General features: G+C 73.9%; 24 protein-coding genes. 5 read left to right on the top strand and 19 right to left on the bottom strand.

Features of this window, described 5'->3' with window-relative positions; genetic code table 11:
- Positions 1-47: 47 nt before the first annotated feature.
- The 3 genes from pyrH to rpsB form a co-directional block, all read right to left on the bottom strand.
- On the bottom strand, positions 48-761 hold the full coding sequence (gene pyrH, locus ENKNEFLB_RS07030) for a UMP kinase (protein ID WP_214058536.1): 714 nt from the start codon (positions 759-761) through the stop codon (positions 48-50).
- A 111-nt stretch (positions 762-872) separates the two neighbouring features.
- Positions 873-1,685 (bottom strand): translation elongation factor Ts, encoded by an 813-nt coding sequence (gene tsf / locus ENKNEFLB_RS07025; RefSeq protein WP_214058535.1) that lies wholly within the window; start codon positions 1,683-1,685, stop codon positions 873-875.
- Positions 1,686-1,787: 102 nt separating this feature from the next.
- Complete coding sequence (rpsB, locus tag ENKNEFLB_RS07020; RefSeq protein ID WP_214058534.1) at positions 1,788-2,825, bottom strand: 30S ribosomal protein S2; 1,038 nt, start codon at positions 2,823-2,825, stop codon at positions 1,788-1,790.
- A gap of 390 nt (positions 2,826-3,215) precedes the next feature.
- On the opposite strand from rpsB, the gene ENKNEFLB_RS07015 reads away from it, so the two are divergent.
- Complete coding sequence (locus tag ENKNEFLB_RS07015) at positions 3,216-3,776, top strand: M23 family metallopeptidase (RefSeq protein ID WP_214058533.1); 561 nt, start codon at positions 3,216-3,218, stop codon at positions 3,774-3,776.
- A gap of 14 nt (positions 3,777-3,790) precedes the next feature.
- Here ENKNEFLB_RS07015 and ENKNEFLB_RS07010 read toward each other — a convergent pair whose 3' ends face one another.
- From ENKNEFLB_RS07010 to ENKNEFLB_RS07000, 3 genes are all read right to left on the bottom strand, one after another.
- The gene (locus ENKNEFLB_RS07010) at positions 3,791-4,741 is read right to left on the bottom strand and encodes a tyrosine recombinase XerC (protein ID WP_214058532.1); all 951 of its coding nucleotides are present in this window, start codon (positions 4,739-4,741) and stop codon (positions 3,791-3,793) included.
- Positions 4,742-4,824: 83 nt separating this feature from the next.
- Entirely contained in the window at positions 4,825-6,000 is a 1,176-nt protein-coding gene (gene dprA, locus ENKNEFLB_RS07005) for a DNA-processing protein DprA (RefSeq protein WP_246535883.1), read from the bottom strand.
- Positions 5,997-6,593, bottom strand: coding sequence for a magnesium chelatase subunit ChlI family protein (locus ENKNEFLB_RS07000; RefSeq protein WP_214058531.1), 597 nt, complete (start codon positions 6,591-6,593; stop codon positions 5,997-5,999). The genes dprA and ENKNEFLB_RS07000 overlap by 4 nt, the downstream gene beginning before the upstream one ends.
- A gap of 125 nt (positions 6,594-6,718) precedes the next feature.
- Between ENKNEFLB_RS07000 and ENKNEFLB_RS06995 the strand changes: the two genes are divergently transcribed.
- From ENKNEFLB_RS06995 to ENKNEFLB_RS06985, 3 genes are all read left to right on the top strand, one after another.
- On the top strand, positions 6,719-7,063 hold the full coding sequence (locus ENKNEFLB_RS06995; RefSeq protein ID WP_214058530.1) for a hypothetical protein: 345 nt from the start codon (positions 6,719-6,721) through the stop codon (positions 7,061-7,063).
- A complete protein-coding gene (locus ENKNEFLB_RS06990) occupies positions 7,060-8,430 on the top strand; it encodes a recombinase family protein (RefSeq protein ID WP_214058529.1) in 1,371 nt (456 codons plus the stop codon). The genes ENKNEFLB_RS06995 and ENKNEFLB_RS06990 overlap by 4 nt, the downstream gene beginning before the upstream one ends.
- Before the next feature lie 129 nt (positions 8,431-8,559).
- A complete protein-coding gene (locus ENKNEFLB_RS06985; RefSeq protein WP_214058528.1) occupies positions 8,560-9,363 on the top strand; it encodes a hypothetical protein in 804 nt (267 codons plus the stop codon).
- Between the two features lie 47 nt (positions 9,364-9,410).
- On the opposite strand, the gene ENKNEFLB_RS06980 is transcribed toward ENKNEFLB_RS06985, so the two are convergent.
- The 11 genes from ENKNEFLB_RS06980 to ENKNEFLB_RS06930 all read right to left on the bottom strand — a co-directional run bounded on the left by ENKNEFLB_RS06980 (position 9,411) and on the right by ENKNEFLB_RS06930 (position 19,032).
- Positions 9,411-9,749, bottom strand: a complete 339-nt coding sequence (locus ENKNEFLB_RS06980; RefSeq protein ID WP_214058527.1) for a hypothetical protein — start codon at positions 9,747-9,749, stop codon at positions 9,411-9,413.
- A 72-nt stretch (positions 9,750-9,821) separates the two neighbouring features.
- Positions 9,822-10,844 carry a RelA/SpoT domain-containing protein gene (locus ENKNEFLB_RS06975; protein WP_214058526.1) on the bottom strand — a complete coding sequence of 341 codons (1,023 nt, stop codon included), beginning with the start codon at positions 10,842-10,844 and terminating at the stop codon, positions 9,822-9,824.
- Positions 10,845-11,405: 561 nt separating this feature from the next.
- On the bottom strand, positions 11,406-12,302 hold the full coding sequence (locus ENKNEFLB_RS06970) for a hypothetical protein (protein ID WP_214058525.1): 897 nt from the start codon (positions 12,300-12,302) through the stop codon (positions 11,406-11,408).
- An 80-nt stretch (positions 12,303-12,382) separates the two neighbouring features.
- Positions 12,383-12,718, bottom strand: coding sequence for a GntR family transcriptional regulator (locus ENKNEFLB_RS06965; RefSeq protein ID WP_214058524.1), 336 nt, complete (start codon positions 12,716-12,718; stop codon positions 12,383-12,385).
- A 202-nt stretch (positions 12,719-12,920) separates the two neighbouring features.
- A complete protein-coding gene (locus ENKNEFLB_RS06960; RefSeq protein ID WP_214058523.1) occupies positions 12,921-15,032 on the bottom strand; it encodes a hypothetical protein in 2,112 nt (703 codons plus the stop codon).
- Positions 15,033-15,169: 137 nt separating this feature from the next.
- Positions 15,170-15,412 (bottom strand): hypothetical protein, encoded by a 243-nt coding sequence (locus tag ENKNEFLB_RS06955; protein ID WP_214058522.1) that lies wholly within the window; start codon positions 15,410-15,412, stop codon positions 15,170-15,172.
- Positions 15,409-15,918 (bottom strand): hypothetical protein, encoded by a 510-nt coding sequence (locus tag ENKNEFLB_RS06950; RefSeq protein WP_214058521.1) that lies wholly within the window; start codon positions 15,916-15,918, stop codon positions 15,409-15,411. Before ENKNEFLB_RS06950 ends, ENKNEFLB_RS06955 begins: the two co-directional genes overlap by 4 nt.
- Positions 15,915-16,133 carry a hypothetical protein gene (locus ENKNEFLB_RS06945; RefSeq protein WP_214058520.1) on the bottom strand — a complete coding sequence of 73 codons (219 nt, stop codon included), beginning with the start codon at positions 16,131-16,133 and terminating at the stop codon, positions 15,915-15,917. The genes ENKNEFLB_RS06950 and ENKNEFLB_RS06945 overlap by 4 nt, the downstream gene beginning before the upstream one ends.
- 474 nt (positions 16,134-16,607) lie before the next feature.
- Positions 16,608-18,071 (bottom strand): terminase large subunit domain-containing protein, encoded by a 1,464-nt coding sequence (locus ENKNEFLB_RS06940; protein WP_214058519.1) that lies wholly within the window; start codon positions 18,069-18,071, stop codon positions 16,608-16,610.
- Positions 18,068-18,253, bottom strand: a complete 186-nt coding sequence (locus tag ENKNEFLB_RS06935) for a hypothetical protein (RefSeq protein ID WP_214058518.1) — start codon at positions 18,251-18,253, stop codon at positions 18,068-18,070. The genes ENKNEFLB_RS06940 and ENKNEFLB_RS06935 overlap by 4 nt, the downstream gene beginning before the upstream one ends.
- Positions 18,250-19,032, bottom strand: a complete 783-nt coding sequence (locus ENKNEFLB_RS06930) for a hypothetical protein (protein WP_214058517.1) — start codon at positions 19,030-19,032, stop codon at positions 18,250-18,252. Before ENKNEFLB_RS06930 ends, ENKNEFLB_RS06935 begins: the two co-directional genes overlap by 4 nt.
- Before the next feature lie 525 nt (positions 19,033-19,557).
- Between ENKNEFLB_RS06930 and ENKNEFLB_RS06925 the strand changes: the two genes are divergently transcribed.
- Positions 19,558-21,327, top strand: a complete 1,770-nt coding sequence (locus tag ENKNEFLB_RS06925; protein ID WP_214058516.1) for a carboxypeptidase-like regulatory domain-containing protein — start codon at positions 19,558-19,560, stop codon at positions 21,325-21,327.
- A 166-nt stretch (positions 21,328-21,493) separates the two neighbouring features.
- On the opposite strand, the gene ENKNEFLB_RS06920 is transcribed toward ENKNEFLB_RS06925, so the two are convergent.
- Complete coding sequence (locus ENKNEFLB_RS06920; RefSeq protein WP_214058515.1) at positions 21,494-22,450, bottom strand: YifB family Mg chelatase-like AAA ATPase; 957 nt, start codon at positions 22,448-22,450, stop codon at positions 21,494-21,496.
- Complete coding sequence (locus tag ENKNEFLB_RS06915; protein ID WP_214058514.1) at positions 22,450-22,818, bottom strand: YraN family protein; 369 nt, start codon at positions 22,816-22,818, stop codon at positions 22,450-22,452. Before ENKNEFLB_RS06915 ends, ENKNEFLB_RS06920 begins: the two co-directional genes overlap by 1 nt.
- Between the last annotated feature and the right edge of the window lie 110 nt (positions 22,819-22,928).

Raw genomic sequence — 22,928 nt, 5'->3', positions numbered from 1 at the left:
GGGACGTACGGGTGCGACCGCGGCGCGTGACCGGGGTCAGCAGGGCATCAGCCGGGGTGCACCAACGTCCCGATCTTCTCACCCCGCACCGCCTTCAGGATCGCACCCTCGTCGGCCATGCCGAAGACGATCATCGGCAGCTTGTTCTCGCTGCACAGCGTGAAGGCCGTCTGGTCCATGATCTGCAGGCCGCGGCTGATCGCCTCGTCGTAGGTGAGCTCGTCGAACTTGGTGGCGCTCGGGTCCTTCTTGGGGTCCGCGGAGTAGATCCCGTCGACGCCGGACTTGTCGTAGAGCACGACCTCGCACCGGCTCTCGAGCGCGCGCTGGACCGCGACGGTGTCGGTGGAGAAGAACGGCATGCCCATCCCGGCACCGAAGATCACCACCCGCCCCTTCTCCATGTGCCGGATGGCGCGGCGGGGGACGTACGGCTCCGCGACCTGGCCCATGGTGATGGCGGTCTGGACCCGGGTGTCGACGCCCAGCTTCTCCAGGAAGTCCTGAAGGGCCAGGCAGTTCATGACGATCCCGAGCATGCCCATGTAGTCGGCCCGGACCCGGTCCATGCCGCGCTGCTGGAGCTCGGCGCCGCGGAAGAAGTTCCCGCCGCCGGTCACCACCGCGACCTGGGTCCCGGTCTGCACGACCTCGGCGATCTCGTGGGCGATCCGCTGCACGACGTCGGGGTCGATGCCGACCTTGCCGCCGCCGAAGACCTCGCCGGACAGCTTGAGCAGCACACGGTTGTATCCGGTCACGGCCGGGTCCTCCTGGGGGTGGAGCGGGCAGGGGCACACGAAGAGGCCGGTCCGATGAGTCGTCTCCTCCTCATCGGACCGGCCTCCTGCGTGTTCGCGCAACCTAGCCGATCAGGCGCCGACCTCGAAACGGGCGAACCGCTTCACGGTGGTGCCGGAGGCGTCCAGGACGGCCTGCACGCTCTTCTTGTTCTCGGTCACCGACGGCTGCTCGAGCAGCACGACGTCCTTGAAGAAGCCGTTGAGACGACCCTCGGTGATCTTGGCGATCGCCTGCTCGGGCTTGCCCTCCTCGCGGGAGGTGGCCTCGGCGATCTCGCGCTCCTTGGCCACGACGTCGGCCGGGACCTCGTCGCGGGTCAGGTACTGCGGACGCATCGCGGCGACCTGCATGGCGGCACCGCGAGCGGCGTCGGCGTCGCCGTCGTACTCGACCAGCACGCCCACGGCGGGGGGCAGGTCGGCGGCGCGGCGGTGCAGGTAGGTCACGACGGGGCCCTCGAAGTAGGCCACCCGGCCCAGCTCGATCTTCTCGCCGATGGTGATCGCGAGCTCCTCGACGACCTCCCCGACGGTCTTGCCGTCCAGCGGCACGGCCTTGACGGACTCGACGTCGCCGGCGTGGGCGGCCTCGACGGCCTCCGCGATGCGCTGGGCGGTCGCGACGAAGTCGTCGTTCTTGGCCACGAAGTCGGTCTCGCACTTGATCTCGACGAGCGCGCCACCGGAGGTGACGACGAGGCCGGCGGAGGCCTCGCGCTCGGCACCGCGCTTGGCGGCCTTGGCGGCGCCCTTGACGCGGAGCAGCTCGACGGCCTGGCCGTGGTCGCCCTCGGCCTCCTCGAGCGCCTTCTTGCAGTCCATCATCCCGGCGCCGGTCTGCTCGCGCAGCTTCTTGACGTCGGCCGCGGTGAAGCTTGCCATCTTCTCGTCTCCCTCGACTTCTCTACGTGCTACGTGACCGCACCACCCCGCCGCGCGGACGCGACGGGGTGGTTCGGTCGTACGGGTTCGTGCGGGTGAGGCTCAGGCCTCGGTGGTCGACGCCTCGGCGTCGGCGGGGGCCTCAGCAGCCTCGGCGGCGGGCGCCTCGGTCGCGGCGGGCGCCTCGGTCGCGGCAGGCGCCTCGGCGGTCTCGCCCTCGGCGGCCGGGGCCGGCGCGGCCGGGGTGGCCTCGGCGGCGGGAGCCGCGGCGGCGGCGGACTCGGCGGCCTCGGAGGAGGCACCCGTGCCCTCGGCGGCCGGGGTGGTCGCGGCGGCGTCGCCACCGGTCGCGGCCACGGCGGCCTTGTCGGCGTCACCGGCGAGCAGCTCGCGCTCCCACTCGGCCAGCGGCTCCTCGGTGGTGCCGGTGCCGGCGGACGCCTTGCCACCGGAGCGGGCCATCAGGCCCTCGGCGACGGCGTCGGCGATCACGCGGGTCAGCAGACCGACGGCGCGGATGGCGTCGTCGTTGCCCGGGATCGGGAAGTCGACCTCGTCGGGGTCGCAGTTGGTGTCGAGGATCCCGATGATCGGGATCTTCAGCTTGCGGCACTCCTCGACGGCGAGGTGCTCCTTCTTGGTGTCGACCACCCAGACCGCGGCGGGCACGCGGGTCATGTCGCGGATCCCGCCCAGGGTCTTGTCGAGCTTGTCGCGCTCCCGCTTCATCTGCAGGAGCTCCTTCTTGGTGCGGCTGGAGCCGGCCACGTCGTCGAAGTCGACGTCGTCGAGCTCCTTGAGGCGGTTGATCCGCTGGTGCACCGTCTGGAAGTTGGTGAGCATGCCGCCGAGCCAGCGCTGGTTGACGTAGGGCATGCCGACGCGCGTCGCCTGCTCGGCGATGGCCTCCTGGGCCTGCTTCTTCGTACCGACGAACATGATCGCGCCGCCGCGGGACACCGTCTCCTTGATGAAGGCGAACGAGGTGTCGATGTAGGACAGCGACTGCTGCAGGTCGATGATGTAGATGCCGTTGCGCTCGGTCATGATGAAGCGCTTCATCTTGGGGTTCCAGCGACGGGTCTGGTGCCCGAAGTGGACGCCGCTCTCGAGGAGCTGGCGCATGGTGACGACTGCCATGGTGATGTTCTCCTGTGTGGAGCGCACCCCGTGCGCCCGCCCTTGGCACAGGACGGACCGGGACGTGCTCCGGTCGTGTTCAGAGTTGATGCGCCCGGCTGGTGCCGGCCGCCCTGACGCCCACGTGCGACCCCACCCGTCCGACGCCTCGCGGCGAGCGGCTGGGACCTGGGGACCGACACCCACGGGAGGTCGGCGCTCCGGGGAGCACCGTCGTGGTCGGTGGACGTGCGAATTTCGGTCCGGGGACCGATCCGCTCCAGGGTAGTCCAGGCCCGCGCACGCGGCCAATCGGCCCGGGTCCGTCCACAGCGGCCCCAGACGGCGACCTGGTCCACCGGTCCCCCGTGGCGCGACCTCCCCCGCTCCCCCGGGCGCTGGGATGGGGCGGTGACCCCGACCCGGTACCGACACCTCGTCCCGCTGCTGCTCGCCCTGCTGCTGCTCGTGGCGTGCCCGTTGCCGGGGAGCGCGGCGGACGAGGTGCCCGTCGGCACCTGGCCGCTGCGCCCGCAGCCGACGGTGGTGCACCGCTTCGCGCCACCACCCACGCCCTACGCCGCCGGTCACCGCGGCGTCGACCTCGCCGCCGCGGCGGGCCAGCCGGTGCGCACCGCCCTGCCCGGCACCGTCACCTTCGCGGGCAGCATCGCGGGGCGCGGCGTCGTGGTGGTCGACCACGGGGCCACGCGCACCACCTACGAACCGGTGGACGCCTCGGTCCGGCCCGGGACGCAGGTGCGTGCCGGCGAGCCGGTGGGCCGGGTACGGCCCGGCCCGGCCTCCCACTGCTTCCCCGCGACCTGCCTGCACTGGGGCTGGATCGCCGGCGAGACCTACCTGGACCCGCTGCTGCTGGTGGGGGCCGGGCCGGTGCGCCTGCTCCCCCTCGAGGCACCTGCGGTCCGGGTCGGCACCTGGCCGTGGCCGCGAGCGATGACCGTCGGCTGATCCGGGCGCCCGGATCAGGCCCGGGGGTGCGCCTGCTGGTAGGCGCGGCGGAGCCGCTCGGTCGTCACGTGGGTGTAGCGCTGCGTCGTGGCCAGCGAGGAGTGCCCGAGGATCTCCTGCACCGACCTCAGGTCTGCGCCCCCCTCGAGCAGGTGCGTGGCTGCGGAGTGGCGAAGGCCGTGGGGGCCGATGTCCGGGGCGCCGGGCACCGTCGCCGCCTGCCGGTGCACCACGGTCCGCACCGCGCGCTGGTCGAGCCGCGCCCCGCGGGCGCCGAGGAACAGGGCGGCGCCGGACCCGGGGACCGCCAGCGCGGGACGCCCGCGCGTGAGCCAGTCCCGCAGGGCGGCAGCGGCGGGCCGGCCGTACGGCACGGACCGCTCCTTGCGGCCCTTGCCCAGGACCCTGACCAGGTCCCGGTCCCGGTCCAGGTCGTCGACGTCGAGCCCGACCAGCTCGCCGACCCGGATCCCGGTGGCGTAGAGCAGCTCCAGCAGCGCCGCGTCGCGCAGGCCCACCGGCGACGCGACGCCGTCGACGTCGGCGGCGTCCGCCACCGCAGAACGTGCCATGGCCTCCGCCTCGTCCGCGCGGAGCACGGCGGGAAGGGTGCGGTGCGGTCGCGGCGAGCCCAGGCTCGCGCCGACGTCGCCCGGCGTACGCCCGGTGCGCGCCAGCCATGCCGTCAGGACGCGCGCGGCGGTCGCCCGGCGCGCCAGCGTGGACCTGGAGAGGCCCTGGGACTGCTGCCTGGCGAGCCAGCTGCGCAGCGACCGCAGGTCGAGGTCGGTCGGGTCCGTCGCCCCACGACGGGCGGCGTGACCGAGCAGCCCGGCGACGTCGGCGAGGTAGGCCCGCACGGTGTGCGGGGTGAGGTCCCGCTCCGCGACCAGGTGCCGCTCGTAGTCGGCCAGGAGCTGCGCGAACGGCTCGGGGAGGGGCTCGTCGGGCCCGGGCGCGCTCATCGCGTCATGCTAGGCGGGCGGGGACCCCGGAGCCGTGAGGTCGACCGGCGGGCCGCGGCAGGGCCGGGACCGGGTCCGACCTCTCACCGGAGGTCGTCGCGTGCTGCAACGGTGAGCCGCCACCCCTCCGGAGCGGTCTCGACCAGGCCGGCCGCGGCCATCCTCCGCAGCGCCGAGCCGACCTCGAGCAGTCCCATGCCGGCGGCGCGCGCGACCTCGTCGGTGGGCGCCGGTCCCCCGGCCGGGACGCCGTCGAGCACCTGGCGCTCCCGCGCCGTGAGCCGGTCGCGACGGGTCGGCGCGGCCCGCGGCTCGGGGACCAGGCACTCCCCCGCAGCACCCACCAGCTCCAGGACGTCCTCGCCCGAGGTGACCAGGCTGGCCTCGCCGCGGCGCAGCAGCTGGTGCACGCCCTGGGACTGGACGCTGGTCACCGGCCCGGGCACCGCCATCACCACCCGCCGGAGCCGCTCCGCCCAGGTCGAGGTGTTCAGGGCCCCGCTGCGCACCGCCGCCTCGACGACCACCGTGCCCTGCGAGAGCGCCGCGATCAGGCGGTTGCGCGCCAGGAACCGGACCCGGGTCGGGTCGTCGGCGAGCGGCGCCTCCGAGACGACCGCCCCCTCCGCGGCGATGGCGGCCAGCAGCTGCCGGTGCGCCTTCGGGTAGTCCCGGTCGGTCCCGCAGGCCAGGACCGCGACGGTGGGTCCCTGGCCGACGAACGCGCCCCGGTGGGCGGCCTGGTCGATGCCGAAGGCCGCCCCGGAGACCACGACCCGGCCGGCCCTGGCGACCCGCACGGCGACGTCGGTGGCCACCTCGGTCCCGTAGGTCGTGGCCGAGCGGGACCCGACCACGGCGACCGAGGACTCCAGCGCCCGCAGGTCGAGCGGGCCGCGCACCCACAGCCCGAGCGGCGGCCCGCCGCGGGCGTGCAGCGCCGGCACGGACCGCAGGTCCTCCAGCGCGGTCGGCCACTCGTCGTCCCCGGGCACGACGAAGCGGATGCCGAGGCGGTCCGCCCTCTCCAGGTCGGCCTCCGGGTCGCACCCCCCGACCCGCCCGGACGCGTCGATCGCGAGCCCGTCCGGCGCGCCCTGGCTGCGCTGGTCGAGCAGCGCGTCGCGCAACCGGCAGGCGCCGAGCTCGGCCACGAGGTCGAGCAGCCGGGGGTCCCCGGGTTCGGTCAGCCGGCCGAGGGCGACCCGGGCCAGGCGTTCCTGCTCGTCGACGTGTCCCGGCACCGCGGCGGCGCTCACCTGGCCCGCCGCGACAGCGTCTCGACCAGCAGCGGCTGGCCGGAGCGCAGCCGGAGCGCGACCGCCACGTCGTCGGCCCCGGGTGGCCCGTCGGCGGCGCCGGCGGGCGCGGCCAGGTCGGCGACGGTGAGCGCGAGGCGGTGCACGCGGACGGCACCCCGGCGGGTCAGCCGGCCGGCGTAGACCGCGTCCTCGACCAGCCGCGACGCGTCGGCCCCGAGCGGCCACCGCTCGTTCAGCGCGGTCGCCGGCGCGTGCGCGTTGAGCCGCCAGGGGTCGTCGGCGAAGCGTCGGTCCTGCCGCTGCCGGGCCCCGGTGACCCGGGCCCGCACGGTGGCGGAGGACTCGTGGACGGCCATCGGGTCGCGCTCCGCGCCGAGGCGGGCCGGCTCGACGTGCCGCACCACGTCGATCCGGTCCTCGACCGGGCCGGCGACCCGCGCCCGGTAGTCGCGACGACGCACCTCCGAGCACGTGCAGCGGTTCTCGCGGGCCAGGACGCGGTACTCACCGCACGGGCACGGGTTGCACGCCAGCACGATCATGCAGCGCGCCGGCAGGCGCACCATCTCGTCGCGCCGCGCGATGCTCACCTCCCCCGGTCTCGAGGGGCTGCCGGAGCGCGTCGATGACGTCGGAGCGAAACAGGGGGAACTCGTCGAGGGACGAAACGCACCAGCCCGGTGCTACCGTCCGACCATACCGAGGAGCCCCGCCCATGCGCGCGATGAACCTACCCACCACCGACCCAGCCGCCCTGGAGGCCGAGATGGAAGCCCAGCCGGCCGGCACCCTGGCCCGCGTCGTCACCGCCGACGGCGAGCCCCTGACCGTCCGGCGCGTGCCCGGCGGGTGGTACCTGCCCGGCGACCTCGTGGTCGCGTCCGGGGACGTGGCCGGCGCCCTGCCCCGGGAGGTGTCGGTGCTCCTCGACCAGGACCAGCCCAGCGACGAGGGCCTGGCGATCCTCGCGGACCTCGACCCGGAGGGCGCCCGCGACGTGGCGACCTGGGCCGAGGCCCAGCACAGCGCGCGCCTCTCCGGGAAGAGCGGCGACCGGTGAAGCGGGCCGCGATCTACTGCCGGATCAGCCGTGACGCCGAGCAGGACGGGCTCGGGGTGGCGCGCCAGGAGGAGGACTGCCGCGCGATCGTCGAGCGCGAGGGGTGGAGCCTGGTCGAGCCGCCGTTCGTCGACAACGACATCTCGGCGAGCAGCCTGAGCAAGAAGCCGCGCCCGCAGTACGAGGCGATGCTCGACGCCGTCCGGGCGGGGCAGGTCGACGTGATCGTGGCGTACTCGAACTCGCGGCTCACGCGGCGGCCCGCGCAGTGGATCGAACTCATCGTCCTCGCCAACCAGGGCAAGATGCAGATCCAGACGGTGGCCTCCGGCTCCCACGACCTGACCACCGCGGACGGCCGCGCCGTGGCGATCACGGTGGCCGCGTGGGACGCCGCGGAGGCCGAGCGCACCGGGGAGCGGCTGCAGCGGAAGTTCCTAGAGAAGGCCCAGGCCGGCTCGGTCAACCAGGGCACCCGGCCGTTCGGCTGGGCAGAGGACAAGCGGCGGCTGCACCCCAAGGAGGGCCGGCTCCTCCGGGCCGCCGTCGAGGACGTCATCGACGGGGTGCCGCTGCGCGAGGTCGCCCGGCGCTGGAACGCCGCCGGGGTGACGACGACGCGGGGCAAGGAGTGGAACCACACCGCCGTCCGCCAGGTGCTGCGCAACCCGCGGCTCGCCGGGTGGCGCACGCACCAGGGCGGCCACGCCCGCGACGCCGGCGGGGAGCGCGTGCGCGGGGTGTGGACGCCGATGGTCGACCAGGCCACCTTCGACGCCCTCCAAGCAGCGCTCGACGGGCGGGCGCCGCGCACCCGGCGGGGGGCCCAGAAAACCCTCCTCTCCGGCGTCGCCCGCTGCGGCGAGTGCGGCGCCCGGATGCACGGCTACCGCACCCCCGCCGGGCACGCCTACGCCTGCAAGGTGGAGGGGTCCGGCCACAGCGTGACCATCGCCGGCCGGCAGACCGACGCGCTCGTCACGGCCGTCGTGGCCGGGCGGCTACGCACCGGGGACCTGACCGGCGCCACCGCCGCCCCCGCCGCCTGGCCGGGCGAGGCCCGCCTCGCGGCGATCCCGGGCCAGGTGAAGGAGTTGATGACCGCGTTCCAGGGCGGCGTGCTCTCCGCCGCCGTGGTCTTCCCCCAGGTGCAGGCGCTGGAGGCCGAGCAGGGCCGCCTGGAGGCCGAGCGGCCGGCCGCCGCGCCCCGGCCGGTGACGGCGTCGCCCGACGACTTCCCCGACCTCGACCTGGACCGCCGGCGGGCGGTCGTGGACACGGTCGTCGAGGCCGTCGTCGTGGCGAGGGCTCCGTCCAGGGGCACCCGCTTCTCAGACGACCGGCTGCAGGTCGTCTGGCGGGCGTGATCGGACAGACCTGTCGGGACAGATCATCGCGAGCCACCAGCGCCGGCCCCCGGCGAGGTGCATGCGCCTGCCACTACCGTGACCCAGCACCATCACCGAAGTCCGCATGCGCACCGCAGGAGCAGCGAAGTGACCGCGACCAACGACGCCCGTGCCCTCCACGACCTCCTCTCCAGGGCTATCGAGATGAGCGACACCGTCGAGAACTCCTGGGGCGCGATGCTCGCGGTGGAGGCCACCTCCCGCGAGTTCACCCGCCGGCACGCGGAGGTGGTCGGCCTGTACACCGGGACCCTGGCCCTCATCGAGTCCCTGCCCGAGGCGGCACGGGAGAGGGCCGCGCGGTACGACCGAAAGTGGTGGACGGCGATCGTGGCGCCCCGCGTCACGTGGCACCAGAACACAGCGATGGTCAGCGTCGTGGACCGCCCCGCCCTCGACCAACTCGCCTCGTTCGCCGACCTCGTCGAGGCTCGCCTGGAGAACTCGCTGGCCGTGCCAGGGAGCACAGACCTGACCGAGTTGCGGGCGGTCGTGGACGAGTGGCTCGTCGCCCTGGCCGAAGAGAAGGACCTGCCGGCCGAGTTGCGGAGCGGCCTGATCAGGACGCTGACGCACGTGGTCTGGCTGATCGACAACGTGGACCTCTTCGGCGTCGGCCGGGTGGCCGCGGCCGCCACTGAGGTGGTCGGCGAGGTGGCCGTGGTCGGGCAGCGGCTTCCGCCGGCGACTCGGGGAGAGTGGGTCGAGCGGGGGAAGAAACTGATCCGCGTCCTCGTCCTCCTCGGCGGGATCGCCTCCGGAGTGGACGTCAGTCTCGCTCTGACCGCTGGTGCCGTAGGCGTGGCGGGCGAGTTGCTAGGGGGTCTCGCGGCCGACCCCGGCGTGGAGGCACCCGGCCCGGCAGACTCCCCCGGAAGCCTGGAGACGTAAACACCTCGACATCCGTAGAGCGCGCAGCGGCGTCCCGGAGCAACCGGCTACCGCCTCGACTCGGCCCATGCCGCGAGGTCGGTGACCGTGGCCCCGTCGGCCGGCGGCCCGAGCACGTCCGCCGGCTCCGCGCCGGGCCAGCGCCCGAGGGCCATCATCAGGTCGTCGAGGGCCCCGGGCACCGACCCCATGTCGTGGACGCCGCCCTCGTCGGTGACGACCAGGGCGCCGCCGTCCAGCGCGGCGTCCGGCTCGGCCGGGTCCCGGTACGCGACGACCCACACTCCGTAGCGCGCGCTCCGCGACGCCCCCGAGGCGCGCAGGCGGACGCCCTGCTCCCGCAGGTGCTCGTCGGCGCGCCGCTTCGCCTCTTGGTGGCTCGTCACAAGTCCAACCATGCCCAGGGCGCCGCACCCCCCGCCTCCGGATCTCCACAGGTTCGGGGTGCCCGGTCCCGATTAGATCCGCGTCTTCACGAAGTCGGTGAAGCGGCCGGTGTCCGCGTAGTAGTTCGGGTAGGCGTCACGCAGTTGGCCGATCTTCGCGATGTTGATGAGCACCGCGTCCAGGTTGTCGTCGTCCAGCGCCTCCAACTCCGTCAGGCGGGCCTCTGCCGCCGCCAGGGTCTCGAAGACCGTGACCGTCAGCCGGCCCTCCCGGCGCCGCAGTTCGAGGGTCAGCGTGTTGCGCCGGTCCGTCCTGGCGTGCTCGCCCACGATCGCCGCGTAGCCACGCAGGCGCCTCAGGACGCCCACGTCCGCCTCCAGACGCGCCAACTCGGCCGCCATCTCCTCGGCCGACCCCTCGGCGCCGGGCACCGGGGCGGTCCCCTCCTCGCGCGCCATGAGGGAACTGACCAGGACGAAGAACCGTAGGACGTCCGGGTCGCCCTTGCCGTACTTCAGCTCGCTGCCCGAGAACAGGTCCATCGTCTCGACCGCGGTGGCCCAGGCGTGCTGCAACTGCGTCCGCACCTGCAGTTCGATCCTCAGGCCGTGGTATTTGGGTTTTGAGGCCCCGTACTCGTAGACCAGGTGGACGCCCCGGTAGCCGGAGTCGCGCGGCCCCGGGTCGTCGCGCAGGTAGCCGTAGACGCGCTTGACTCGATTCTGGCTCCGCGGCAGGTCGACCAGGACGCCCACCAACTCGTCCACCTCGGCGATGGTCTCGACGACGACCCGGCAGCCGCCTAGGTCGTGCATCGTCGTCACGCTCATCGTCGGGTGGCGGCGCAGTTTGTCGAGGAGGGTCGGCAGGCGCTTCCGGCGCTCCGCGACGACGGCGTCCGGGTTCACGGCGAGCGCCCGCTGCCGCACGGTCACGGTCACCGCGTTCAGCGGGAACGCGTGGGCGAGGCGGTAGTTGCTCAGGACGTCCCGCGCGGCCTGGATCTCCTCGGCCGTGCCCGTGCCCCTGCCGATCGTCCGGCTGGCCCGCTGGACCGCCTTGTTCGAGTGCTCGGGCACCACCCACCTCTTCATGGCCGCGACCGTACCCAGCGCCGCCGACAGGCGTCGCTCAGTTACGAAGGGGAAGAGCAAAGGCATAGCGAGAGCGGCGACCGGGAAACCGGAAACCGATCGAGGCCCCCTACCCCGCGGCGCGCGCCCGGGGCCCGGCGGGCACACGTGCCGTCGCCCTCGTGGACGCGCGTCGTCGCCCCTGGGGGCCCTGCCCACCTGGGTCGAGGGGCCAAAGACCGGGGCGCCCACGCGCCTGCCCACGCCCCAGGTGGGTCGCTCCCCTCCCAGGCGACAAGCCTGGGCCTGAGGAGGACGCGCGCCCCAACGTCGCGCGCCCTCCCCTGGGTTGACCCGCCTGGTCTGCCTGCCCTCGCGCGCCCCCAGGGGTGGTCCAGCACCGGGCCAGGGCGAGTTGCCCACCACCGCGGGGAGCCGCACCCGGACGAGTCGGCAGGCGGTAGCGGCCCGCCATCGACAAGCGGCCGCATCGCCCACCGCCTCAAGCGTTCGCCGGGGCCAAGCGGCCGGCACCCCATCTCGCGGCCGCAGTGCCTGAATCTCGCCCGTGGCGCCGACAGGCTACCGACCGGCAGCCTGCGGCCTAGACGTGCCGCCGAGGCGCACGGCGTCGACCTCCCTTGGTGTGGCCGCGGCCCAGTCACCGACGTAGTTGAGGAAGGAGTTGCGCTCCGAGATGCCGGCCACCCGGAAGGGTTCGCCGGCGTTGTCCAAAGTGATGGTTCCCTCGCGCTGGCCGTCGGCCCACGAGACCTCAAGGTCGAATTCGTAGGCGCCAGTGCCGTCGTAGAAAACGGTCACCCCGTAGTTGTCCGGCGAACCAACCGGGACAGTGCGCGGGAAAGCCTCCGGATCGTAGGGCGTAAGGGTGGGTGTCCGTCCGAGGGTCGGCGAGATGGTGCCACCTTCCGGCATATCCTCCTCCAACTGAAAGCCGAGGGGGACGGACGCGACCGGTCCCCCACCGCAGTCCAGGACCCAGAGAAAGTGCGCGCTTGTACTTGGCGCCTCGATGGCCTGCAGATGGACGATGTCGACGTCGGTCACGACTGCCGACTCCGTCGCACCTTGAACCAAGATGTCGACGAGCAGCGGGGTAGCTGGAATCGCCGGAACTTCCTCGTCCAAGGCACGTGCTTCTAACCAGGTCTTCGGCAGCGAGTCCCCCGACTCTGGGCTGACCCAGCCGCCACTGCCACGGCAGAAGTCGACCGGGTCGACGCGCTCAGCCGTGGCGACAACCGCCGGAGACTCTACCGCCGGCGACTCACTCTGGAACTGGTCCATGACGTAGCCGGGCAACCGCTCGACACCGCCTGAGATCCAGTCCGCCACACCGACGAGCACCGCTGCTCCGACAAAAGCGGCAACAGCGTTCTTGGGCGTTACAACCTTCTTCTCGGGCTCAGTTGGCTTGTCAGCCTTCTTCTTCTTGCCATTCCCCATCAGGACCCCCACGTCGATGTTCTGGGAGTTTACCGACGGAGACTCGTCTTGCACCTGTCAGCGAGGTCAGCGTTCGCCGACGCCGTCGGCCCCTAGGCGCCCAGGAACCGCCCGCTCCCTCGGTCGCGGTGGGGCCCGCCGCCGGGCGGCGCGGGGTCGCCGAAGTCGTACGGGGGCAGGGCGCGCAGGGCCCGTCGGACGGTGACCACGCTGACACGGAACTCGGCCGCCAACTGGTCCAGCCTGGGCCGCTCGGCCAGCGGCCGTGACCGTCGCCGCCGCAGCGACCGGACCTCCGCCGGCGTGAGCGCGGGCGGGCGTCCGCGGGGCCGTGGCGGCGCGTCGGCGGCGGGCGCCGGCGTGCGCCGGGCGGGTGCGGCGGCGGGCGCGCCCAGGGCGGCGAGGAGGCGGTCGAGGTCGGCACTCACGGGGCCCGCCGGGGGGCCCGCTGGCGGGGGACGTCTGGGCGGGGACGTCCACCCCCAGTCGCACGCGCGCGCCGGCCGGCCCCGGCGGCCGCCCCTGCCCGCGAGCACGAAACGTAAAGAAAAGAGAGAGACCCTGGATTTATTTTGCGCGCGCGAGAGCGCGGCTGGAGGGGGACGTCCCACCTGTCCCCCTCCAACCGGCTCACGCCCCCTCCCCGGGGTAGAGCCGGGTCGCCGGCTTCCCGCGGACGGTGACCTCGGCGAGCCGCACCTGGCCGCCCGCGACGAGCGGGCCGGGGTCCTCTGGGGTCCCGACGAGCCGCTCGACCAGGTCGCGGGAGCGCCGCAGGTCGCGGCGTAGGTCCGCCCAGGACAGCCCGTCCTCGCCGGCCTCCGCGACCCGGCTCAGGACCTTGACGGCCACGGCGTCGCGCCGCTGGCGGTCCTCGGCGACGAAGTCCTCCTCCGCGACCCGCGTGTGCCCGCGCATCCGCCCCTCGGCGGCCGCCTGGCGCTCCCTGGACGACGAGAGCGACGCCCGGCACGCGGCGATCGCCTCCTCGGTCCACTCCCCCGCGACCACCCCCGCCAGCCGCCACCACCGGTCGGTGATCGCCGCCTCGCCGTGCAGCACCGCGAGCAGCGCGGCGACCTTCAGCCGGGTCAGCCGGGCGTGCCCGTCGACCCGGCCCTCGGCCGCGTCCTCCCCACGGGCCGCGGCGCGCGCCTGCCGCCGGATCTCCGCCCGCAGGTGCTCCGGGTACTCGACCTCGGCCGGCCACGCGGCCGGCGGCCGCCAGTCCAGCGGCCCTGGCCAGTCGACGTCCTCGTCCGGGATTGTCGGGTCCACCGTGAGCGCCCAGACGAACCGCTGCGGGGTGCCGGCGCCGACGTCGTAGGCGCTGAGCAGCACCTCGCTGGCGACCGGCTGGACGCCCGCGACCAGCGCGGCGCGGTAGGCCCCGGCCGGGACGTGGCGCCGCCGGGCGGCGTCCGCGTTCTCCGTGCCGAGCATCCCGCCGGTGAGGAGGGACCGCAGGACGGGCCCGAGCGTGGCCCCGGACCGGCCGTCCTTCGTCGCGCCCAACTGCCCGATCTCGTCGACGTAGAACAGCCGCCGGGGGTCGGCAACGACGGGCCGCGTCTTCCCGCCCGCGCCGTCGTCCTGCGCCCTGCCCTCCAGGTAGGTCTCGATCAGCCCCTCGCCGGACCCCGGGACGCGCTCGATGCGCCGCTGGCCCTCGCCCGCCAGGCCGAGGAGTTCCCGGGAGACGTCGAACATCGCCGTCTTGCCGCCCCCGGACCCGCCGACGAGCGCGGCGCCGATGTTCAGCGCCGCGCGGGAGCCGACCACGGGCGGCAGGGCGGTGCCGAGCGGGACCTCCGCGGCGAGCCGCACCAGGGTGCAGACCAGCAGCCCGCGGGAGCCGAGCATGCGCGAGTGCGCCGCCTGCCGCACGTGGCGCAGGACCGGGGTGGCGTCGAAGACGGGGTCGAGCCAGGGCGGGGAGGGGACGCCGTCCGCGGCCGCCTTGTCCACGATCCCGTCGCGCCACTTGCCCCGGCACTTCGGGTCGGCGGCGATCACGCCGGGCAGGCGCTCGTCGTGCTCCGCCTCGGCGTCGTCCTCGTCCAGGGCGGTCCAGGGCGCCGCGGCCAACTTGGCCACGGTCCAGGCCCAGTCACGGGCCAGTCCCTCCCACCCGCGCCCCTGGGCGTCGCGCTCGCCGTCGGGCCACTCGGCCGCCCCGGCGAGCCGCACGCCCCAGTCGAAGAGCGTCGCCTCGACGTGTCGGTCGGCGGCGGCGCGCTGCTCCCGGGTCAGGTCGGCGTAGTCCGGGCCGTCGTAAGCCTCCAGCGCGCCGGCGTCGGCCCGGGCGCGGGGCGCCCGCACCAGGGCCGCCAGGGCCGCCCCTGTGTCGTCGCCGCCGAGGACGGCCAGGTCCGCGAGGTAGGGCGCCACCTCCCACCTGTAGGCCACCACCTCGCCGGTGGCCTTGCTCAGCTTCTCGGTCGGCGCGAGGAAGAGGAACCCGTGGCCGCCGCCGTCGACCCCGGCCTTCACGTCCACCCCGGGCAGCACCCCGTCGCGCGAGGGCACGCCCAGGCTCGCCACGAGGTCGTGGGTGCCGCCGGAGGGCGTGCGCTGCCGGCCGTAGGGGGTGGGCGGGGTGCCCAGCGCCGAGAGGTCGCCGCCCTTGTGCGCGTCCACGTCGAGCCCGTCCACCAGGTGGCCCATGACGGCGCAGACCGCCATGCCTGGCTCCCAGCGGTCCAGGACGGCCGGGTCCGGCCACGGTGCGGTGCCAGGCACGAGGCAGCGTGTACCCGCCGCAGTCGTTCGCGCCGCTGAGCGGGAACCCCGCGGCCCTCTTCGCGAGGAACACCGGCACGCCGTGCTCGGCCAGGTGGCGGGCGTGGGCCAGCCCCGCGGCCTGCTCGTCCGTCGGGTCAGTCATCGTCGCTCGTCCTCTCGTCGCGCGCCCGGCGCGTGTCGTTCGCGGCGTGGCGCCGCAGGAGCCGCTCGACCTCGAAGCGCGGGGCCTCGGGGTTCGTCGGTGAGCCGCTGATCGTCGCGACGTAGGACCCGTCGTGGGCGCGCACCTTGTAGTGCCCGCTGGCCCCGTACTCGGCGGTGTAGCCCAGGCGCTCCCAGCGCCGGAACCAGCGCAGGCGCCGCCGCCGGGCGCTCACGTCGACACCCCGCTGGAGATCTCGACCTGCAGGGCGCCTGGGTGCCAGCCCTGGCGGGCCACCGCCACGCCCAGGCCGTGGAGGCCGGCGGTGGCCGAGAATGGCACGTACGGGTGCGCGACGAGGAGTCGCAGCCCGTCCGCGCCGGTCCAGCACGTCACGTGGTCGAGCCAGGCCGGCCGGCAGCCGCCGTGGTCCTCGCGGCACACCCCGTCGCGCACCCAGCACAGGCACCAGCACCCGTCCCACAGTCGGAGGCCGCGGGCCTCGGCCCAGGCGACCATGTCCCGCCGCACCCCGAGGTAGCGGCGGGGGCCGTCGTAGGGCCAGTCCAGGGCCTGCGCCCACTCACCGCGGCGGCGCCGGGGCGACGGCGCCAGCCCGACGCTGGGCCCGCGCCGGTCCAGGTCCTCGACCAGCGCGCGGTCGTCCTCGGTGGCGTGGCGGCCGCACACCCAGCGCTCGCCGGGCGCCAGCATCGGGGCGCCCGGGCAGCAGGTGCTCACCGGTCGCCCCCGTCGGCCAGCAGCCGGGCGAGCCGGGCGCGCTGGTCGTCCGAGAGCGGCGGCGCGTCGCGCAGCGTCCTCTCGACGAAGTCCTCGATCCGCGCCGCGGCGAGGTTGGCCCTTGCGGCGACGAGGGTGGCCCGCTCGGCGGGCTTCTTGCAGGCGTTGGCGTAGTCGATGACCGCCCGGCTCACGGTCGGGTTCTTGCTTGCCACTTGTTGCTCCTCTGGAACTCGTCCTACGTTCCAAGGGGCCCAGGGGCTGCCCCGCTCTCCACCTGCGGTTTGACCTGGTTCCAAGGGGGCCGGCGGCCCCAGCCGGGCGTCCGTAGGCCCGGTTGCTCTTCCTGTGCTCGCGTGCGGTGTGGTGCTCGCAGCCCCTTCGCATCAGGGCGCCCGCCGGCCGCCCCCGGTGGAGGAGAGCGACCTACGTCAATGTTCGTGCCTTCGTGATGCATCGGGACCGGCGCGGGGGCGCCCCGACGTCCTGACTGCTAGAGCGTTCGGGGGCCTGACCTGCACCGACGCGGCCTCGCCGCCCACTGAGATTTGTCGCGATCCTCGACCCCGCGGGGCCGCCGACCCTGCGTCTCCCGCCGGCCGGGCGACACCCGGGCACCCGGCGGCGCCCCGGGGTCGGCAGCGGGCCACCTCGGGCCACCTGGGGCCCGGGTGGCCCACCCACCGGCCCTACCGCCGGCGCACCATCCGCGCGAGCCGGTCCGCCGCGGCGGCCTCGCGGCCGCCCGCCGCCACGCCGGCGCGCGCCGGGACGGCCGTCCGGTCGCGGCGCGGGCGCGGCCCGCGCACCATCTCCCGGGCGTTCGAGACGAAGCCCGTGCCGAACGACACCTGGGCCATCAGCCAGTGCGCCGCGAGGGCGATCGCGACCACCTGGTCGTCGTGCTTGCCGCTGTGGTGGTCGATCCGGGAGCGGCCGCCAGGGGTCGTCCGCAGCACCACCGTGCCCAACTCCTCCACCAGCGCGGGCAGGTCCGGCACGGTGATCCGCCGCTCCCCGAACAGGCGCGACACCAGGGCCGCGAGCCGGTCCACCGACGCCTCGCTGAACACGTACTCCTCCACTGCGAGGCCGTCCTCCCCCAGCCGCTGGGACAGCATCTCCCCCTTCGCGGGGTCCATCCGCACGTGCGCGTGGCCGTACTCCGCCTGCAGCCTGCGGATCGCGGCCTCGACCGTCTCCAGCCGCACCGGGCTGAGCCTGGTCGGCAGCCACCTCTCGACGTGGTCCACCACGACGGCGTCGCCCTCGCGGTGCGCCACGGCCACCACGGAGGCGTCGACCTTGCGGCCGAGGTCCACCCCGATCGCGTACCGGTGGGCCGGGTCGTACGGCCGCGACTTCACCCCGCGGGCGACCGACGCCGTCAGGTCGTCGGCGCCCACGAGCGCGTTCTCGGCGGCCGCGAACTCGTTGAGGATGTACCAGGAGTACGCCGCGTCGCTGAGCGCCCCGCGCTGCCGGGCGACGTCGACCTCCGACCACCACGGGCACGGCCCCTGCATGTACGAGAACCGCCAGTCGGTGCCCGTGCGGGCGGACCTCACCACGTCGTGGGTCCAGTTGCCCGGGTCCCCCGCGCTGCTGATCACCAACAGCCGGCTGTCGGGCCGCTTCGGCATCGACGACACCACCGCCTGCCAGAGCAGCCGCGGACCGCGGCGGTCCGGCCACGCGCAGAACTCGTCGACCACCACGAGCCAGGGCGTGTGCCCCAGCGCGGACGGCGCGTCCGACGTCTCGACCGTGAGGAACGCCTGGGTCGCGATGTTGGTCACCCGGTCGCCGGTGACCCTCAGGTCCTCCGGCAGCGCCTTCGCCAGGTGGCCCAGCTTCTCCATCATCAGCGCGGCCTGGTCCTTGTCCACCGCGTACACCAGCGACCGGCTGTTCGGCGGCTGGATGGTCAGCAGGCAGGCCAGCGCGACCAGGGAGGCGTCCTGCGTCTTCGAGCCCCCGCGCGGCCGGAGCCACATGTGCCACGACCCCGGCTCCATGATGACGGCGCGGGCGTCCTCGACCTGGCGCTCGGTCGCCACGTTCCCCCACGGGACGGCGCGGGTGGCCGGGCCAGTGTCGACCCGGAACGCGTACAGCAGGGCGAGCGCGTCGGCGGGCTCCGGGGCGCTCACAGCGCCTCGGAGACGGCGACGTAGACCGCGGCCAGGGTGCGCGGCGGCGGGGCGACGTCGAGCATGCGGCCCATCGCCTCCAGGCATCGCGCGCACGGGTCGCCGATCGCGCGGTCGTCGGGCACGGTCAGGAACGCCTGGACCCTGCCGAGGCATGCGGGGTCCCCGCACAGGGCGCTCACCGGGCCGCCCCCTCGGCCAGCGCGGCGACCTGGGCGCGGAGGTCGGCCACCTGCGCCTCCACCGACCCCGGGGCGGGGCCCTCGCGGCGCGGCGCGACCCACGCCCACGGCTCGCCCGGCGGCGCGTCCGTGGCCGCCCAGGCGGTCAGGCCGGGGACCCGCGTCGCCTCGGTCCAGCGCTGCCCCCGGGACTCCGAGTAGGCCCGCTCGACCAGCGTCGGGCCGACCGCGCCGACGGCCTCGAGCACCGCCGCGCAGCCCGCGCACAGGTGCCCGGTCAGCGTCCCCCGGCCGCGGGCCAGCGCGGCGGTCGTCACCGGGCGCCACGAGGTCGAGGCGCCGACTCCGCACACCAGGCAGGCCGGCGGCCCGGACGGAGGGGGCGACTCCCCCGCCGGCCCGCCGCCGGCCTCCGCCGCCCGCCGCCCCTGGGCGCGGTCGCGGGCGCGCCCCAGGGCGGCCCGCGTCTGGCGCGAGACGTGCCCCCAGGGCGCCCGCTGGGGCGCCCTGTACCCCGAGGACAGCGGGTCGCCCGGGTCGCCGTAGAGCAGGCCGTCGAGCGCGCCGTCCTCGTCCAGCAGCGCCTCGCGGAGGTGCGGGTCGTCCTCGTCGGCCCCGAGCAGCCGGGCCGCGGCCCGGAGCGCGGCCCCGGGGCGGGCGGGGTCGAGCGTCATGCACGCGGCGCACACGGCGGCGTCCAGGTCCAGGCGGGCACGGCCGGCCGCGGGCGCGGTGCCCAGGTCGGCGGGCACGCCGCAGAACGAGCAGGCGGCCCTCACCGTAGGGCCCCTGTAAGGAGGGCGGTCGCCTCGGCGGTCAGCGTGGCCGCGCGGGCCACGGCCAGGTCGCGCCGGGCGGCCGCGAGGGCCTCGGCGTCCCCGGGCCGCCAGCGGCGGACTGCGGCCAGGCGGGCGTGCGCCGCGCGGACGGTGGGGGGTGTGGTCATCGACGTCTGTCCTTCTCAGTAGGAGCGTCGGATCTCCCCCTCCCCCAATCATCCCCCGGCTTCGGCGGATGCCCGCGCCCCCGGGCATCTGGCGGCACAGCCAGAACTACCTCGGTTGCGCCACCTGGGCAGTACCGACATACCGGCAGCCTCGCGGTCACCCCGCTTCGGGGGAGGCGCAGACGCGGCGGCGAGAATTGAAGAGCGCCGCTAGCGTGATTTCGCGGCTGCCCTAGAAAGCGCTTATCCTGCCGCCACGCGACTGCAAACTGCGGTGGTGGCATGGGGGGCAAAAGTGTTCGTAGTTGGCCGTAACAAGTTCACTCTCGGCGCCGGACGGTTGTTTCTGGTCGCGACCATGCTCGCGTTCCTGTCGGCGTTCGCCGTGGTTGCTACCAACTCCGCCGCCGTGGCAGCGGATTCAGCGACGATCGCGGGCACGCTGACCCGAACGTCGGGCGCCGGCTCGCCCTCGACAACAGTCGCGGTCACCCGCCCGGACGGGACGATGGTTGCCTCGACCTCCACCGCTGGCGACGGCACCTACAGCGTTGGCTCCCTACCCGCTGGCGACTACCGCCTGAAGTTCACCGGTACCGGACTCATAACCCAGTGGTACGGGGGCGGCGAGGACATAGCGAGTGGCACCATCGTCACAGTCGGCGACGGTGAATCGGCCACGGCCCCCGCCGTAATCCGCCAAGGCGGCGTGATCACCGGCAGCATGCTGAACGCGGACGGAACGACTTTCTCGGCGACCGTGACGGCTCAGGGGCCTTACCAGGGTGCCCCTGCGGCTACCACCCGCGGCTCGTACACGCTCCGCCTCAATACCGAAGAGCCCGTGAAGGTTCGGGCGGACCTAAACGACACACGCAAGTTCGACATCTGGGCAGGCGAGGCGTTCTCAGAGGAGACTAGTCCCGCAGTTCAGGTTGATGCCGAGCAGACTCTTTCCGGAATTGACCTCCGTTATCCGGAAGTCGGCCGATTGCTCGGAAAGGTGACCAATTCCTTCGACGCTCCACTAGATGGCTCGGCGCAAGCCTACGCGCTTGACCGCGGGCAGGTGGTGCCGCTCTCGAACAGCGAGAGCAGGGCAGGCAAGACACAGGACTATTCCCTCACCGTGCCCGCCAACGTGCCAGTGACAGTCAAGAGCGAGCCCATGCGGAACAACTTCGGCGAGGCATACGAAGGGGCATTCCTTGGGGGCGGTGCCCTCCCGGAAGACGCCACGTTCCTGACGGTAGCGAAGGATGAGGCGCGCTACGGCGTCGATGTTGCCCTGCAAGGGGGAAAAGCGATTAGCGGTTATGTGACGGACCAGAGCGATGTGGCCATTGAGGGCGTAACTGTGACTGCCTTTCAAGGCTCCCGCGTCGTTTCCCGCGGGACGACCTCCGCGTCGGGGTACTACATACTTCCAGGCATCGGGTACATAAGCCTTGGAGATGTTCAGGTCCGCTTCACCGGCGAGACTATCGTCGAACAATGGTATGCAGGTGCGGCGACGCAGAGTGAAGCGACCACCGTGACCACTTTCGGATCCTTCGGTTCAAATAAGAACGTCGCACTCGAATACCTCCCTGAGTACCGACTCGTCAACGTCGCCCCTCCCACGATCGCCGGGAGTGTCACGCCGTCGGGCTGGGTCGAGGCGGTGCCTGGCGAGTGGAACAAGAAACCGACGTCGCGCGAGTTCTCTTGGTACTGCGACGGCGTCTACACCTACAACGGCGGTACGACGTGGAGCGTCGGCGACCGGGGATGCCGGGAGATCAGCGTCCGGGAGGTTGCCCGCCTCCCCGGGCACCAGAGCGGTGTCGCCTTCTCCGCACCCGTTGCGGTAACGGCAAAGTCGGAACTGCAAGTTTCCGCTCGCGAGCGCGTCGGCAAGGTGATTCTCAAGAGCCGCGTCACGACGCCAGGGGTACGGAACCCAGGCGGCACGCTGCGAATCCTCCGCGGCACGAAGCAACTGGCGAAGTACCGCATTACCTCGACGCCCGCGACGATGTCCTACGCGTACCGGGGTCGGCGTGGCCCACAGACCTTCGTCGTCAAGTACTCCGGCAGCGACACCGCCACAGCGGCTTCAAAGAAGGTGCGCGCGGTCGTCCGCTAGGGCACCTGGACCCGGCCGGCGCCCCCGGGCAGGTGAAGTTGTGACGAGCCTCCAACCCTCGCGCCTTCGCCGGCGGGGCTCGGGCCGCGTTGCCAAGAGGTGGGCGGTGCTGTCGCTAGACGGGTAGGCGTTTCGACTGAAGGCGCTAGGGCGGGAGACAAACGGGTTAAGATATGTCGTACAGGAACAGGACACCGCCGTGGCAGCGACTGATCTCCCCGGGACGGACCTGCCCCGACCCGCCCCCGATCAGGGCGCTCTTGCTGGCGTCGTGGTGCGGGGCGGCGTACGGCGGGTCGACCATCAGGCCCGTGGCCGGGTCCAGGGTGCCGGCCAGGCTGTGGATCGCGGTGAGCTCGAGCGACTCCGCCGCGCTGAGCGGAGGCAGCAGCGACGGGATCCGTTCGGCGATGCTGGTCTTGCCGGCCCCCTTGGGGCCGGACAGCATCAGGTGGTGGCCACCGGCGGCGGCGACCTCCACGGCGTACTTGGCGTCCTCGATGCCGCGGAGGTCGGCGAGGTCGAGGGCCTCCATCCGCTCCTCGCCGCGCCACGACAGGAGCCGTGAGCCCGACATCGCGGCGACCGGGGCCGCCTCGGGGACGGGGTCTCCCCGCAGCTCGGCGACCACCTGGGACAGGGAGCGCAGGCCGAGCACGCTCATCCCGGGCACCATCGCCGCCTCCTGCGCCTGAGGCTCCGGGACCACGACCCGACGCACCCCGCGCTCGGCGGCCGCCAGGACCATCGGCAGGACCCCGGTGACCGGGCGCAGCTGGCCGGCGAGCGTCAGCTCCCCGATGAACGCGGTCGCCGCGAGCCCCGCACGCGGGAGCTTGTCGTCGGCGGCCAGCACCGAGACGGCGATCGCGAGGTCGAAGTGGGTGCCGCGCTTGTGCAGGTCGGCCGGCGAGAGCAGCACGGTGATCCGCTTGGTCGAGGGCCACGGGAGCTCGGAGTTGATCACCGCCATCCGGCAGCGGTCCCGCGCCTCGTTCAGCGAGGCGTCCGGACGGCCGACCAGGGTGGTCCCCACGAGGCCGGGCGAGACGTCGGCCTGGACGTCGATGAGGTGGCCGACCGCGCCGTGCAGCGAGACGGTGCGGGCCGTGGCGAACGGCATCAGACCACGCCGCGGACGTGCTCGACCTGCGCGGCGCCACGCGGGCCGCGCAGCACCGCCACGACGTCGACCCTGACCTCGGGCGGGTGCACGCCGCGCTCCTCGCGCCACCGCTCGGCCAGCCGGGCCAGGCGCTCCAGCTTGACCACCCCGACCGCCTCCTGCGGCGACCCGCACACCAGGCTCGACCGGGTCTTGACCTCGCACACCACCAGGGCCGGACCGTCCTTCAAGACGAGGTCGATCTCCCCCTCGCTGCACCGCCAGTTGCGGTCCAGCAGGACCATCCCCTGCTCCACCAGGTGTCGCAGGGCCACCTGCTCGCCGTAGGCACCCAGGGCCTGCTTGCTCGCTGCCGTCGTCGTCATCACGCCTCCTCCGGCACAGGCTCGCCCGTGGCGGGGCGGCCCCGCCGGGTCACGAGCCGTGGTTGTGGAGGAGCCCCCGGACGGCGGCTCTGTGGACGGTTCGTGGCCGG

This window comes from Nocardioides aquaticus (assembly GCF_018459925.1).
Lineage (GTDB): Bacteria > Actinomycetota > Actinomycetes > Propionibacteriales > Nocardioidaceae > Nocardioides > Nocardioides aquaticus.
Note: the sequence above shows the minus strand (reverse complement) of the source record. Positions and strands in the feature narration are given on the sequence as shown.

Excerpts from the sequence above, each read along its gene's own strand:
- tsf (WP_214058535.1), bottom strand. The coding sequence starts at position 1,685 with ATGGCAAGCTTCACCGCGGCCGACGTCAAGAAGCTGCGCGAGCAGACC.
- rpsB (WP_214058534.1), bottom strand. The coding sequence starts at position 2,825 with ATGGCAGTCGTCACCATGCGCCAGCTCCTCGAGAGCGGCGTCCACTTC.
- ENKNEFLB_RS07010 (WP_214058532.1), bottom strand. The coding sequence starts at position 4,741 with ATGAGCGCGCCCGGGCCCGACGAGCCCCTCCCCGAGCCGTTCGCGCAG.
- ENKNEFLB_RS06995 (WP_214058530.1), top strand. The coding sequence starts at position 6,719 with ATGCGCGCGATGAACCTACCCACCACCGACCCAGCCGCCCTGGAGGCC.
- ENKNEFLB_RS06975 (WP_214058526.1), bottom strand. The coding sequence starts at position 10,844 with ATGAAGAGGTGGGTGGTGCCCGAGCACTCGAACAAGGCGGTCCAGCGG.
- ENKNEFLB_RS06925 (WP_214058516.1), top strand. The coding sequence starts at position 19,558 with ATGCTCGCGTTCCTGTCGGCGTTCGCCGTGGTTGCTACCAACTCCGCC.
- ENKNEFLB_RS06920 (WP_214058515.1), bottom strand. The coding sequence starts at position 22,450 with ATGCCGTTCGCCACGGCCCGCACCGTCTCGCTGCACGGCGCGGTCGGC.
- ENKNEFLB_RS06915 (WP_214058514.1), bottom strand. The coding sequence starts at position 22,818 with ATGACGACGACGGCAGCGAGCAAGCAGGCCCTGGGTGCCTACGGCGAG.